Origin of the sequence: Vibrio sp. SCSIO 43097, from assembly GCF_023650755.1 — a bacterium.
Classification (GTDB): domain Bacteria; phylum Pseudomonadota; class Gammaproteobacteria; order Enterobacterales; family Vibrionaceae; genus Vibrio; species Vibrio alginolyticus.
The window spans coordinates 1980882-1995577 of record NZ_CP071840.1 but is presented as its reverse complement, the minus strand read 5'-3'; the positions used below and the strand labels follow the sequence as shown (position 1 = coordinate 1995577).

13 protein-coding genes are annotated in these 14696 nt (G+C 44.8%); 9 read left to right on the top strand and 4 right to left on the bottom strand.

Annotation, left to right across the window (positions count from 1 at the left end; all coding sequences use genetic code 11):
* Nucleotides 1-14 precede the first annotated feature (14 nt).
* The 5 genes from aguB (at nt 15) to J4N40_RS09795 (ending at nt 6586) form a co-directional block, all read left to right on the top strand.
* Nucleotides 15-881 (top strand): N-carbamoylputrescine amidase, encoded by an 867-nt coding sequence (aguB, locus tag J4N40_RS09815; protein WP_033905196.1) that lies wholly within the window; start codon nt 15-17, stop codon nt 879-881.
* Between the two features lie 12 nt (nt 882-893).
* A complete protein-coding gene (gene aguA, locus J4N40_RS09810; RefSeq protein WP_213966575.1) occupies nt 894-1976 on the top strand; it encodes an agmatine deiminase in 1083 nt (360 codons plus the stop codon).
* Between the two features lie 54 nt (nt 1977-2030).
* Entirely contained in the window at nt 2031-3458 is a 1428-nt protein-coding gene (locus tag J4N40_RS09805) for an NAD-dependent succinate-semialdehyde dehydrogenase (protein WP_198556797.1), read from the top strand.
* Nucleotides 3459-3472: 14 nt separating this feature from the next.
* Complete coding sequence (gene gabT, locus J4N40_RS09800) at nt 3473-4744, top strand: 4-aminobutyrate--2-oxoglutarate transaminase (protein WP_250654224.1); 1272 nt, start codon at nt 3473-3475, stop codon at nt 4742-4744.
* Between the two features lie 345 nt (nt 4745-5089).
* Nucleotides 5090-6586 carry an EAL domain-containing protein gene (locus tag J4N40_RS09795; RefSeq protein WP_239938553.1) on the top strand — a complete coding sequence of 499 codons (1497 nt, stop codon included), beginning with the start codon at nt 5090-5092 and terminating at the stop codon, nt 6584-6586.
* A 132-nt stretch (nt 6587-6718) separates the two neighbouring features.
* Here the strand turns inward: J4N40_RS09795 and J4N40_RS09790 are convergent, their stop codons facing one another.
* Nucleotides 6719-7606, bottom strand: a complete 888-nt coding sequence (locus J4N40_RS09790) for a DMT family transporter (protein ID WP_250654223.1) — start codon at nt 7604-7606, stop codon at nt 6719-6721.
* A gap of 110 nt (nt 7607-7716) precedes the next feature.
* Here J4N40_RS09790 and J4N40_RS09785 point away from each other — a divergent pair, with 110 nt between their 5' ends.
* The 4 genes from J4N40_RS09785 (at nt 7717) to J4N40_RS09770 (ending at nt 9644) form a co-directional block, all read left to right on the top strand.
* Nucleotides 7717-8199 carry a MarR family winged helix-turn-helix transcriptional regulator gene (locus J4N40_RS09785; RefSeq protein WP_017633984.1) on the top strand — a complete coding sequence of 161 codons (483 nt, stop codon included), beginning with the start codon at nt 7717-7719 and terminating at the stop codon, nt 8197-8199.
* Between the two features lie 23 nt (nt 8200-8222).
* The gene (locus tag J4N40_RS09780) at nt 8223-8576 is read left to right on the top strand and encodes an MmcQ/YjbR family DNA-binding protein (protein ID WP_250654222.1); all 354 of its coding nucleotides are present in this window, start codon (nt 8223-8225) and stop codon (nt 8574-8576) included.
* 119 nt (nt 8577-8695) lie between these two features.
* Nucleotides 8696-9130, top strand: coding sequence for an Mpo1 family 2-hydroxy fatty acid dioxygenase (locus tag J4N40_RS09775; protein ID WP_005377800.1), 435 nt, complete (start codon nt 8696-8698; stop codon nt 9128-9130).
* A gap of 202 nt (nt 9131-9332) precedes the next feature.
* Nucleotides 9333-9644: a hypothetical protein gene (locus J4N40_RS09770; RefSeq protein WP_054577887.1), complete on the top strand. Its 312-nt coding sequence runs from the start codon at nt 9333-9335 to the stop codon at nt 9642-9644.
* A 151-nt stretch (nt 9645-9795) separates the two neighbouring features.
* Here J4N40_RS09770 and J4N40_RS09765 read toward each other — a convergent pair whose 3' ends face one another.
* Genes J4N40_RS09765 through J4N40_RS09755 form a run of 3 tightly spaced genes read right to left on the bottom strand, consistent with a single transcriptional unit; the run spans nt 9796 to nt 14551 of the window.
* The gene (locus J4N40_RS09765; protein WP_136976944.1) at nt 9796-10887 is read right to left on the bottom strand and encodes a sulfate ABC transporter permease; all 1092 of its coding nucleotides are present in this window, start codon (nt 10885-10887) and stop codon (nt 9796-9798) included.
* A gap of 1 nt (nt 10888) precedes the next feature.
* Nucleotides 10889-11365: a hypothetical protein gene (locus J4N40_RS09760; protein WP_017633987.1), complete on the bottom strand. Its 477-nt coding sequence runs from the start codon at nt 11363-11365 to the stop codon at nt 10889-10891.
* Between the two features lie 9 nt (nt 11366-11374).
* Entirely contained in the window at nt 11375-14551 is a 3177-nt protein-coding gene (locus tag J4N40_RS09755) for a response regulator (RefSeq protein ID WP_080276910.1), read from the bottom strand.
* Nucleotides 14552-14696 lie beyond the last annotated feature (145 nt).

Genomic DNA, 14696 nt, shown 5'->3' with positions numbered 1-14696 from the left:
ATAAGGAATATCCAATGAGCAAAGTGGTGAAATTTGCAGCCCTTCAACTGACGAAAAGCTGGGATCTGGAAGATAACTTAGCCAAAGCAAAAAAGGCGATTCGTGAAGCAGCACAAAACGGTGCGAACGTGATTCTTCCGCAAGAGCTGTTCGCTGCGCCTTACTTCTGCAAAAAACAGGAAGCAAAGTATTTCGAGCTTGCAGAAGAAACGGAGAATTGTCGTCTTATTAAAGAGATGAGTGCGTTGGCTAAAGAGCTCGGCGTCGTTATTCCAGTCAGTTACTTTGAAAAAGCGGGCAACACGTTTTTTAACTCGCTAGTGATGATTGATGCCGATGGTACGGTACTAGATAACTACCGCAAGTCACACATTCCTGATGGCCCGGGCTACAGCGAAAAGTACTATTTTAGCCCTGGCGATACCGGTTTCAAAGTGTGGCAAACCAAGTTCGGTAAGTTCGGTGCTGGCATTTGTTGGGACCAATGGTTCCCAGAGCTTGCGCGCAGCTTGGCTCTGCACGGCGCGGAAGCGATTTTTTACCCAACTGCAATCGGTTCTGAGCCTCAAGATCCGACACTGGATTCACGTGATCACTGGCAACGTACAATGCAAGGTCACTCGGCAGCAAACCTCGTTCCAGTCATCGCGTCAAACCGAGTTGGTACTGAGGTCGATGATGGTATCGAGACCACGTTCTACGGCTCTTCTTTTATCACTGACCACACTGGTGCAAAAATTGCCGAAGCACCACGTGAAGGTGAAACCATCATTTACGCAGAAATCGATCTCGCTGCGATAGCGAAAGCGCGTCATGCGTGGGGCTTGTTCCGCGACCGTCGTCCAGACCTCTACACCAGCGTTGGCAAGCTAGCTGTTTAAAGAGGCGTTAGCATGAAGTTATCGACAACACCAGCGCAAGATGGCTTCTATTTTCCGGCTGAGTTTCAGCCGGTTAGTGAAGTTTGGCTAGCGTGGCCAGAAAGGAAAGACAATTGGCGTGATGACGCATTACCCGCGCAAGAAACCTTTGCCAGAATCGCGAACTTAATCGCGGAAGTGACCAAAGTGTGTGTGGCGGTGTGCTCGCACAACTTTGACCGAGCGCGTCAAATGCTTCACTCAGATGTACGTTTGGTGGAAATCCCATTTAACGATGCGTGGATGCGCGATATTGGACCGACCGTGCTCGTGAATCAGGCGGGCGAGCGCCGTGGGATTAGTTGGCAATTCAACGCGTGGGGCGGCGAATACAACGGGCTTTACGATAACTGGCAGCAGGACGATCTTGTCGCTGGCTCGGTATGCGACATCATCGGTATTGATCATTACCGTGCTCCGTTTGTACTTGAAGGTGGGGCGATTCACACCGATGGTGAAGGCACGCTTTACACCACAGAAGAGTGCTTACTCAGCCCAGGACGTAATCCGCAGTTGAGCAAAGCGCAAATCGAAGAGCAGTTAAAGGCGTACCTCGGTATCGAAAAAGTCATTTGGTTGCCAAATGGTTTATTCAATGACGAAACAGACGGCCATATCGACAACCTGATGCACGTTATCGCACCGGGTAAAGTGGTACTAAGTTGGACCGACGACCCAAGCGATCCGCAATACGCGTTGTCTCGTCAAGCGGAACAAGTACTGAAATCTCAGCACGATGCGAGAGGGCGCGAGATTGAAATTGTCCGTTTGCCATTACCGGGTCCGTTGCATTACAGCGAGCGCGAAGCCAATGGCATTGACGCCAGTTCAGGAATGAGTCGACAAGCTGGCGAACGCCTAAGTGCCTCTTATGCGAACTTTCTTATCGTCAACGAGCATGTGTTCTTGCCGATGCTGGACGAAGAGACCGACGCTATGGCGATCGATATTTTGCAAAACGCGATGCCGGAGTACCAAATCATCGCGATACCGTCGAGAGAGGTTCTACTCGGCGGAGGGAACATTCACTGTATTACGCAGCAGATCCCTGCTTAAACATAAACTCGCCGCTGGCTTAGCGGCGATGATGAGTTGTCAAAAGGAATGACCATGCAACAGATACAAAACCAAAGCCTTGTTTCGTTTATGGTAGCGAATCCACAACAGGGCATTGCAGTGACTAATCCGGCGACCGGAGAACTCCTCGGGTACGCACCAGTCTCAACCGAAAACGACATTTTAAATGGCATTGAACGTGCCAGTGTGGCGCAGAAAGAGTGGGCGGCACTGCCAGCAAAAATGCGTGCTGGCATGCTCAATCGTTGGTTCCAACTCCTGTTAGAAAACAAAGCCGACCTTGGCCGTTTGATGACGTTAGAGCAAGGTAAGCCGCTAGCGGAAGCTCAAGGTGAAGTGCTTTACGGTGCGAGCTTTATCGAATGGTTTGCTGAAGAAGCGAAACGTACCTACGGTGAGACGATTCCTGCCCCAAGTGCAGACAAGCGTTTGGTGACCATCAAACAGCCAATTGGTGTCGCCTGTGCGATTACACCGTGGAACTTCCCAATTGCGATGATCACGCGCAAAGCAGGTCCAGCTTTAGCGGCAGGCTGTAGCTTTGTCGTAAAACCATCTGAATCTACGCCGCTGTCTGCGTTTGCGGTCGCAGAGCTTGCCTATCAAGCGGGTATCCCTCGCGATGTGCTGCAAGTGGTATTGGGGGAAAACTCCCGTCAGGTCGGTGCTATCTTCACTTCGCATCCGTTGATTCGCAAGTTGTCTTTCACTGGCTCTACCCAAGTTGGTAGTGTGCTGATGCAGCAAAGCGCGGCGGACATTAAACGTACCTCAATGGAGCTCGGTGGCAACGCGCCGTTTATCGTATTCGATGATGCCGACATTGATGCAGCCGTGGCGGGTGCGATGGCGTCGAAGTTCCGTAACGCAGGCCAAACGTGTGTTTGTGCGAACCGTTTCTACGTACACAGCAAAGTGTATGACGAGTTCGTTGCTAAGTTTGACGCTGCGGTTCAGCAGCTCAAAGTTGGTAACGGATTGGAAGAGGGGGTCAACATTGGTCCAGTGATCAGCGAGTCAGCGAAGCAAGGCATTCAAGCGTTGATCGATGGCGCTATCGAGCAAGGCGCGAAGCCGGTTTCAGAACTTAAAAAGCTCGATGGTCTATTTATGCAGCCAGTGGTTCTCAAAGACGTTACTCACGACATGAAGATTGTCTCTGAGGAAATCTTTGGTCCTGTCGCACCAGTGATTCGTTTTGACAGTGACGCACAGCTGATCGAAATGGCGAACGACACCATTTACGGCCTCGCGTCGTATTTCTACAGCCAAAACATTCACCGTGTTTGGAAAATCGCAGAAGCGCTCGAATACGGCATGGTCGGCATTAACGAAGGTATGATCTCTACTGAAGTGGCTCCTTTCGGTGGTGTTAAGCAGTCCGGTATCGGACGTGAAGGAGCAAAACAAGGTATCGATGAATACATGGACGTGAAATATCTCTGCTTTGGCGGCAACTAATTAAGGACAAAACAATGACAAACCAACAACTACACGAAAGAAGAAGCCAAGTTATCGCTCAAGGTATGGGCGCATTGTACCCACTTTACGTCGAGAAAGCAGAAAACGCTTACGTATGGGATATCGAAGGCAACAAATACATCGACTTTGCAGCGGGTATCGCGGTAACTAACACCGGGCATTCTCACAAGCGCATTAGCGAAGCGGTCAAAGCTCAGTTGGATAACTTTTCGCACACCTGTGCGATGGTTACGCCGTATGCGTCATTCGTTGAGCTGGCAGAAAAGCTGACAGAACTTGCACCAGGTGAGACTAAGAAGAAAGCGATCTTTCTAACCACTGGCGCCGAGGCGGTCGAAAATGCCGTAAAAGTGGCACGCGCTCATACAGGCCGTAGCGGCGTGATAGCGTTTAAAGGCGGCTTTCACGGTCGCACAAATATGACGATGGGGTTAACTGGTAAAGTTGCGCCATATAAAGCAGGCTTTGGTCCTTTCCCGAACGAAATCTACCACGCGCCTTACCCAAATGCGTTTCACGGCATCAGCGTTGAGCAAAGCTTACAAGCGATCGACGATCTATTTGCTTGTGATATTGAACCATCACGTGTTGCGGCGATCATCTTCGAGCCAGTACAAGGTGAGGGCGGCTTCTACAAAGCACCTGAAGCGTTTGCACAAGGCTTGCGTCAGCTGTGTGACAAGCACGGTATCATGCTGATTGCGGATGAGATCCAAACGGGTTTTGCCCGTACCGGTAAAATGTTTGCGACGGAGCACCTAGGCATTGAACCCGATCTAATGACAATGGCGAAAGGCATTGCTGGTGGTTTCCCAATCTCAGCTGTTGTTGGTAAAGCGGATGTAATGGACTCCGCACTGCCTGGTGGTTTAGGTGGTACTTATGCAGGCTCGCCACTCGGTTGTGTTGCTGGTCTTGAAGTGCTGAAAATCATCGAAGAAGAAGACTTGTGTGCCAAAGCGATTGGCATCGGTGAAGTGGTCAATGCACGTATGACCAAACTGCAACAATCTGTGCCTGCTATTGGTGAAATCCGTACTACGGGTGCGATGATGGCGATTGAATTTACTGACCCAGAATCAGGTAAGCCGCTACAAGAGATGACCAAATCGGTGATTTCTAAAGCGCAAGAAAACGGCCTTATCCTGCTTTCTTGTGGAGTAAAAGCGAACGTGATTCGTCTGTTGCCGCCGCTAACCATTGAGCCTGAAGTGCTTAGTGAAGGTTTAGATAAGTTGGAAAAAGTGATTCTTGAAGTGGCGTAATTCACGCGCTTTTAAATAGCAATAACAAATCAAGGAAGCGGTTGGCATCAATCGTTTCCTTTTTGTTTTTTAGCGTATCTGCTGCCTATCTAAAAAGTATTGCTCAAGCTCCAAGTCGTCACTTTTATTACGGATGACTTAATAATTGTGCTCGTTCTTACTTTCCACTTAGTCGCTACTTTGTTCTCCTCGAATGTGGTTTGGTGCTCACATTCTAAATCCCGACATCTGAAAGCCACTTGAGTCTATAATTTTATTGAGCGTCATTCCTCACTTTTTGGACTATAAAAATGAGATAGTATTCATATCCCACTTAGGTTGCTTGACAGATTAGCAGGACGAACTTTGATAACAAAGAATACAAGATATGCCATTTTACTCGGCTTAGTTCCCATCGCCATATTTGTAGTGGCCTTTCATTCGATAACCAACTTTTACGTCAACTCGGTAAAAGCGTCGAAAATAGATGCTTACGTAGATTATTTAAATCAAAGGTCTGCCTATTTGGACGGAGCAATAGTGAAGCAGATTGCTCAGTTAGATTTTACTTGTAGTGATAGTGATGTAAGAACTTTACGCGACCCACGTTTTTATAACCGTTACATTCGTTTTATTGCGATGACCACAGAAGGCGGAAAAACGTGTTCCACGGTTGGTAGTGAAGTGTCTCGCCCATCTAGTAGTGAACGATTTCAGATGGATGAGAACTTTTTCGCATCACTTATTTTGCCGCAACAGAATGACCAAATAGAGTGGATGGTCATTTATGATAATGAACACGTTGAAGTCTTCTGGGTGCTTGATAACAGTTGGGTTAACGAGGTAATAAAAACGCCTTGCAAAGACTGCCTATTTGTAGAGTTTAAGTATGATGAACCAATATTTGGTGATTTAACGATAAGCCGTGGCAAAGCGAATATTGCAGGAGAAGAAAACGCACTCTCAAAAGAGTTTTTCTTTTCAGGAGAGTCTCAAGCCAACATGCTCATCAAGATATACAGCGGTGAAAAACTTAAAAATTATGCTCAGGAAAGAGTACTTTTGTGGGGCGGTCTTGTAAGTGTGCTTGCTGGTCTTGCGACTGCCTTTGCATACATATCTGGTAAAAGCTTGAGAAAATCCATTACTGGTCTAATTGAAAATGGGATTAGTAATGCAGAATTTATTCCTTACTACCAGGCGATTGTCGATAGTCGCGATGGTAAGACAGTAGGATACGAAGCTCTGATTCGATGGTCGCGGCGTGATGGAATGGTGCCACCAAATATGTTTATTGGTGCTGCAGAAGAAAGTGGCCTGATTATCCCGATGACCAATCAGCTTATTCGTAAAATCATACAAGACTTAAGTGACTTGCCCGAGCATACGTGGGTCAGCATCAATATTGTTTCCTCCCATTTAGAGTCAGGCGTATTAACGAAGTTGCTGTCGGAGTTAAATTGGCCAATCTCGAATAGAATTCATTTTGAGTTGACCGAGAGAATACCAGTAAAAGACACTGAGGCCGCGAAAAAAGAGATTTTGTATTTAACGAATAAAGGCTACAAGTTCAAAATTGACGATTTTGGTACCGGATATGGTGGCTTTTCTTACCTACAAGATTTGGGCATCCGATGTTTAAAAGTGGATAAGATGTTTATTGATCCAATAGGATCTGACGACCAAAAATTGAAAGTGCTGGACTCAATTGTGTCTGCAGCGAACAAAGCGGAATGTGAGATGATTGCAGAAGGTGTAGAGAGCCAGGCTCAAGTCGAATATCTGGCTCAGCATGCGATTTACCTTATTCAAGGTTATGTTTACGCTAAACCAGAGCCCCTGACTAACCTTGCAAGCGCTTAATAGCCATAACGTCATAACATCCCGCTTTAAAGGTGCCAGTTTCCTAGGTTAGCGCTGATTTCTGCTGGTAGGCTCACACTTGAGGATTCCTAACACTCTCATTACTCCTAGAGTGTTAGGAATTAACGTTACTTAGGAGGAGAGTGCGGCTCTTTTCGTTTTGATTGACGTAATGAGCTGAGGTAGTAATGACATTACGATCATTCCCAGCATTAAGCTGTATTGCAGAGGAGTGAACGTTTCCCCCAATAGCAGTAGGCCCGAAACAATGCCTGCGACTGGGTTTGCAATACCACCAAAGGTAAAATCTACGACCGACATCCGCTGTAATAACCATACATACATGCCATACCCTAATGCGGTGTTCAGAATAATTACCCACAGTAACCCTAGAATATTCGTCATGGATACGTCCTGAACGACTGTAACATATGGCTCTGGATTGTTTATCGCCAGCACACTTGTTGCGATAGACATAATCACGCCACCCAAAATGAGCTGCCATGTTAGCACTGTCCACCAGTGCATTTTTGTACCTAGTGACTTTGTTACGCTACTTCCTATCACGATGCACATAATGGCGGAGATCATCGCAAGTAAGCCCACGGGTTCGAGAGAAATAGAGCTAGGATCAAATAAGAACCAAGCTAAAGCAATCAAAGTTGCGCCGCTTATCGCTTGAATGCCACTAGGCTGACGTTTGTAGACCGCCCAACCAAACAGCATCGCAAAAACGGGGACCGAAACCATACCAACACCAGAGATGGCAGAAGGAAGCGTCAACGCCATGACAAAAATGAGGCCAAAGAAGCAAGCGATGTTGATGGTTCCTAAAACAAGCAGCACCTTCCACTCACTTCTTTTTGGAAACGAGGGCTTTATTGCCAGCAACAAAAGACCCGCAGGCAGTGCCCTTAGAGCGCCAAGTACAACGGGAGGCCAGTCCGGTAGAGTAAACTGAGTAACAGCGTAAGTCGTCCCCCAAAAAAAGGCAGGAATCATCGCAAGTAAAATGTTCATGTTAAATATCTTTATGTAGAGATAATTAAATGTAACGATATCGGCAAGGTGGCTTTTTGTAAAGTATCTTTATGTTAAAATAAAAAATATATGATGTTTGGAGAGAAATAATGGATGCAATTGATAGAGTGGTAGAGCAGTGGGCTAGGGAGAAGCCAGACCTCGACACTGAACCGATGGCAATAATGGGTCGACTAATGCGAATTGCAAAACACATGGAATCTAGGGTCGCCGAGCTACATAAGAAGTACGATCTGAAAATGGGTGAATTTGATGTGTTAGCGACACTGCGTCGAGCTGGTTCACCATATTGTCTTACTCCCTCAGCGTTAATAGAGTCGATGATGCTCACTTCGGGTGCGATGACTAATCGCTTAGATAAACTAGAGAAGAAAGGGTTTATTACCAGAACCCATAGTAAAGAAGACCGACGTAGCGTCACCGTTGAACTAACAGAGCAAGGCTTAACCTTAATTGACAAGCTAATTTTGGAGCATGTAGACGTTCAGCAATCGTTATTGCATGGTTTAGAAGGCAATGAAAAAGAGCAGGTTAACCAGGCGTTAAAATTGCTATTGCCACAATTTGAATGAGAACGCAGAAGGAGGCAGGGGATATGAAAAGCAAAGAACTAGAACAATACTTAAGTACCTTCATGTGTGCAGAAAGCGATTTCCCATTTGGGCCTGAAGCGCTTGTTTACAAAATCAAAGGCAAGATGTTTGCCATCATTGCAGAGAGAAACGGTCGGGAGTATGTCAGCGTAAAAGTAAAACCAGAAGATGGAGAAGTCTTAACGTCGCAGTTTACGGACATTATCCCGGGTTATTACTTAAATAAGCGTCATTGGATAACGGTTTATTTTAACGGTGATGTCGAGGATGGGTTGATTCAAGATTTGTGTGAACGCTCTTATGCTCTTGTCGTTGCCAAGCTGCCGAAAGCACAACGAGCGTTGCTTGGTGAGTAATCGGCAACGCACTGGCCTCTGTTGTTTTGTCGCTCGTTGCTCGTAGCCTTTACGGAAAAATTCGCACCTTTTTCATCCTCGGGCTATATAAGAATAAGAAGGTGGAAAAGGGGAATGATATGCGAGCATTATCTGAATGGCTAAAAGAATACGGGGAGAGTCACCAAAACCCTATCAACCAAAAGATTCACACAATCGCAGTTCCAGGTATTTACCTTTCTGTGGTTGGACTTATTTGGTCGATTCCCCAGATTTCATTATTAGGCTTCGAACTTAATTGGGTTTGGGTAGCGGTGATCCCCACTTGGGTTTTCTATTTTCGTTTGTCTCTGAGTGTATTCATGATGATGATCGGCTACACATTAGCGTGCATTGGCCTTATTTGGTCGCTAGAGGTATTGATGTTGCCCGTTCTGCATATTTCTATGCTCTTGTTTGGTGTATTGTGGATATTGCAATTTATCGGTCACAAGATTGAAGGTAAAAAACCGTCGTTTTTTGAGGATTTACAGTTTCTACTCATCGGCCCGATTTGGGTGTTCAGAAAACACTAGCGATAAGCAAAATCAGGCATCATCCGAATGACACAAGACATATAACGTTCAGAGATTATGTAGCTCTTACTACAGAATACCTCTCCTTCTTATTGCCACGACAAGCATTCACTTTAGATACGCACTATGATTAAAGAGGTGCCAACGCACTTTACGCTATCGAGATACTTAAACTTACGGCAAGTTTACTTTAGGGGGATGAATGTACGATCGACAATATAAGTATGCCTATTGGAGAGAAGAGCGTAAAAAAGGCAAATGGCACTATATATTAAAGTCCTTCTTTATGATTTGTTGTGCATTACTACTTGGTAAAGTCATCGGTTTGTTCATTTTTGGAGAGCTGCATTCTTTAAGCGACATTTGGGAACAACTCCCTGCGGATGTTTTTATTATGATGCTCGTGGGCTTTCCAATTAGTGTCCTTGGTTGGTACCACGAAGAGTCAAAGTTTTTCCGGGCACTGCGACGCAAAGAAAAGCGGTTAAAAGACAATCAAAACAAACCGAAATAGAGTAACCTTTGTCTGTGTTTGGATTGCCACTTACCTATCTGAACTGTTCGATTTTACCCCTTCCAGTTGTTTAGCGTTTAGTTACGTGTTGCAAAAAGCCTTCCTAATGCAACAGCCCCTAGCGTTGTGGAAATTGGTACTGTAAGAAACATTAAAAAACGAAGTTGAGCATTAGCGTATAAAGGCTCGCACTGTCATCCTTTGGGGCTGATGAAAACGCGCCAGAGCTATTATTGTAGGCGTTGAACCTTTGCCATTCTGCGTTTAGGGAAACGTTGTAATCTAGGTCGTATCTCAATCCGAGTAAGAAACTGTCTCCACTTTTTTTATCCCGACTATTAAACTGCTGACCGTAAACAATATAAGGAGTTAGCTTGTTTACATTATAACTTGTTGTCGCGTACCAAGATGAGGAAAGATTGCTGGTCTGTCCTTCTGCCATAATCACAATGTTATCGAGCTCGTATCTTAACCCTAGAGAAAACAGATCGATCGTGTTGTTTTTTTCTGTTTCAACTAGACGGTCAATGATTGTGGTTCCGCCACCGGGAGTGGATTGCTCAATGTTAGAGAGCGTCGTTGTTTGATCATAATCGCCGTGGAGGTAGGAAAAATTCCAACGATAACTCTCTCCGCTTAGCGTTAAGTTCATCCCTGCAGTGTTGTTTGACTCAATTTCCAATTCAGTACGTTCATTGATGGTTACGTCACTATTGTCTTTAAACCCGACAAACGGCATGGCGGTAAGTACGGTTTGCTCATTAAGGTCATGAATCCAGCGTGCAGATAGGCCGTTATAAGCCGTGATACCTAGAATGCTGTCATATACCTCATTCGGTGGGCGGGCTTGGGTAAAAGCGTGGCCGACATAGTTGTACTCAGACATCAAAAACAGTGGCAGTCTTAAGCGTCCTCCTCGTATTTCTATGTTTTTATAGGTATAAGCCAAATACGCCCACTCGAGCTGAGGCGAGCTCCAATGGTCTTGCGGGCGCTTTACGACTTGTGCGGATGCCCGAAATGCCTTGTGAAAATAATCGAGCTGCATGCCGAAAGTGGTATCGCAATCGAAACAAGATTCATCGCCAATAAAGCGGTTAACTAGTACCGTAGTTGGATTATCGGATTTTGCCCACGACGTAGAGCCAAAACCACTTAAAGAAAGTTGTTCTGTTAGTTCAATCGTGGCTGAGCTCGGAAAGGTCGCGATACTCAGCGATAACATGGTTAAATATTTTTTCATATCAATTCTCCGAGCTAACCACACATAAAACATGAGCATTACTAGGGACGCTCGATGTTGGGGCATAACCAATTCTATTCGGCTTCTCTTGCATCCATGCTATGAGGTCATCAATGCTGGAGCGTGCAATCACTTTTGGCGGTCTAGCTTTACCTGAAAAAGACAAGCTTGCCCAATGCGCGTTCATTTGCGCTAAATTTTTGTTGAGAAGATAACGATAGAACTCAGCTCTTTCTGTTGATGTCGCAGGCCAGTCAGAGAGTTCAATTCGCTGGCCTTGTAAAAGTTGCGTCTTCCCTCTGTACAACTTTCGCGCTTTATTGACAGTGAGCGGAGAGAATTCGTCATTAAATGAGAAAACGGCGTAGCTCTCCGCAGCGAGAGCTTGGCAATTTAATGAAAGAAGGGCAATCAGAATAAACAGATAGCGTTTTATGTAACGCAAAGGAAAAGCAACGCGAGAATGATTTCTACTCATAGAATCCACCTACATTGCTTGTTCAATTTGATACAACAGTTTTTCTTTGCGCACAGGCTTTGGTACGTAGGCATCCATTCCTGAATCAAAGCAGCGTTGAATATCATCATCAACGACGCTTGCTGTTAATGCGATAATGGGCGTCTTAGCTAATCCTTTACTCGCTTCATAAGCTCTAATTTGCCTAGAAGCTTCAAACCCATCCATTATGGGCATCATGCAATCCATCAAAATAACATCAAACTTTCCATCTTTTTGGAACATTTCGACTGCAATTTGTCCGTTTTCTGCGACTTCGAATTGATAGCCTGCTTTAGATAGCAATAGAGAAGCCACTTTCTGGTTCACTCTATTATCTTCGACAAGCAAGATGCGTTCGGAGCGAATAGGCGTTACCGTTGCTTCTGGTTGCTCAGAACTTGCAGGTAGTTCATGAGTTTTATCGGGGGTGGTGTTCTCTTGGTGTGGTTCAGCAGGCGTCGTGTTGGAAACACGTAACCCAATTGCCTTATCTAACTTCTCTTTAAGCAACCCTGCTTTAAACGGTTTGGGCACATAGTCATCCATTCCAACGTCAAAGCATTTTTGTATATCGTCATCGACCACACTTGCCGTTAGAGCAATAATCGGAATTCTGAAAGCGCGTTTTTCTTTTACTTCTATTTGACGAATTATTTGGGTGGCTTCAAATCCATCCATTACGGGCATCATGCAGTCCATTAAAATTAGGCTGTATTGATTCTGTTGAAATTTCTCAACCGCTTCTTGTCCGTTTACAGCGACATCAAAGTCGAAGCCAGCTTTTGTGACGTGTAGCCCCGCGATTTTTTGATTGACCGTATTGTCATCAACGACCAAAATTTTCGGCAGAGATTTAACATGTTGCGCTGAAGTGCTCTCTTGTTGTGCGTGCGAGAAATTTGCCGCACAACTTTCAAGTGCTTTAATTAAGCGCTGCCCTAGTAGTGGCTGAGTGACCAAGGCGCTGATACTGTTTCTAAAGTCGAATTGTGGGCTATGAAGGTGCTTGATGAGGCAGACACGAATGTTTCGTTTACAAAGGCTTTCTATCTCATCGATATGCATCGCCGCTGCATTTGGTGATGCTTCTACATGAATAACGATAACGCGCTCGTTATCAATCCACGTTGGCAACGCACTTAAGGTATCTACTGACTGCGTTATATTGATGTTGAAAAAACTTAACTCGTTACGCAGTTTTTGTTCTAGTTGAGTACTGCTGCATACAATCCATATATCGTTGTGATTCAGAGCGTGATAAGCGTTAAACTCTTGCGTCACAACAGGAGCAGTTAGTTCAAAGAAGAAGCGACTGCCTTTACCTTTCTCGGATTCAAGTTGAATTTCTCCACCCATTAGCTCAACTAATTGCGTGCTAATGGCAAGCCCAAGTCCAGTTCCCCCAAATTGTCGGGTAGTAGAGTTATCCTCTTGGGCAAATGGAGCAAATATTTTCTTTTGCTGCTGGGCATCAATACCAATCCCAGAATCTTTAACGGAAAACTCGATGACCGCTTCACCATTTTTAATTTCGCGGGTGATGACCGATAGCTCTACACTGCCTTGTTCGGTAAATTTTACCGCGTTAGACATGAAGTTCATGACAACTTGGCGTATACGATGGTCATCCAACATTACGTGGTAAGGCGTGTTACGGCTAATGTTGACTTGCACATCGATGCCTTTTTCCTTTGCTTTCGGTGAAATGATAGAAGCAATGTCATAGATAGACTCTCGAACACAAGTTGAATGTGGGCTAATGAGCAACATCCCAGATTCAATTTTTGAGAAGTCTAGAACGTCATTAATTAAACTCAAAAGCAGTTGGGAGGAGGTTTCAATCGTGTCGACGTAATCGCGTTGTGTGGCAGTCAGGGAAGTATCGGATAACACTTCAGATATGCCAATAACGCCATTTAGCGGCGTGCGGATCTCGTGGGACATGTTGGCCAAAAAGCTACTTTTGGCTTTACTCGCCTTAATTGCATCATCTTTTGCTTGTTCTGCATCTTCTTTAGCTTGTGTGAGCTTTAGTCTGGACAACATCCGCTCATCACTAAGCTTTTTTACCTCTCGAGCAAACTTACTCAGCTCGTCTTTACCCTTTATTAGTTGAGCAAGAGGTGAATTTTCAGTGTTACTTTGTTCATTGCTTTCGTTACTGAGAAATTTGAGGACTAGATTCAAGTTTCCAGTAACTTTTCGCACCAATCTTAGCGTTAAACTTACGACCAACAGCGTTAAAAGGCTCATCATTGCGATAAAGGTAAAGCGGTGCTGTGTCGTCGTGTTGATTGTCTTTGATATATCATCACTCAGCTGTTGTTCCATTTTGTCGTCAACACTTTGTAATAACGATAAGCGTTTGTTGAGTGCAGATAACCCCGCATCAATCTCATCCGGGGTTAATGATTTGAGTTGAGCTGGTTGCAATAAATAAGCACGAAACTCTTGGCTTTTGATAAAGACTTCACCCGTAAACGTCTCAATGAGCAGATCTACTTGTTGTTGATTGGCATTTAGCGTCACAAAACGCTCTAGAAATAGTTGTTGGTTCTGGATTAAAGATTGGATAGAAGCCTGTGTTGTGAGGTCATACTCGTTATTTTCCTCTGAAGATCGAATCAAATATTCGCTTAATCTATGCTCTTCAGTGGACCAAAACATCAACCATTCAAGTTGCATCAAAGAAGAAAGGTGAGTGTTTGTTTCATAACTCACATTTCTAAAATAGACTTTGTCTAAGCTCATGAGGATTTCTTTGAACGTATCAGCGCGCCACTCTGCCGCATCTAACTTTTCTTCTTGATTTTGCGAAGAGAGCATCGAGAGGGTTGCTTCCTCAAAGCTTGTCAACTGGTTTAGTATCTCAGCGTTTTCACCGAATACTGGTGCAGCGGTGTCGCGTAACAATTGAGATATCTGCTGAGTTTTTAGTTGCTTATCTATTACATCAGGGTTATTCGGTAGGTGATAAAGCGAAGATACGCGGTCGATGTAGACAGAGAATAACTGTGCTTTTTGTAGTTCCTGAGCCTGGATAGAAAGGCTTTGTACATGTTTACCCGCGAGGACAAGCAACAATAAAATTGGCAGCAAAACCAACCCAAATAGCTTTTGTTTTACCGACAGGTTGTTCCAAGAAAAGATTCCTACCACGCGCATTTCCATATCCAAGAAGTTGATATGAAAAGTGTAGTTTATTTATCTCAGATGTTAGATTTTAAGAGAAAATTCATATTAATGAGGTGGGGGAAGTGTGACCGATATTGCATTACGAGTACTAACGCGCTAAGCGGCAATAGTTAAC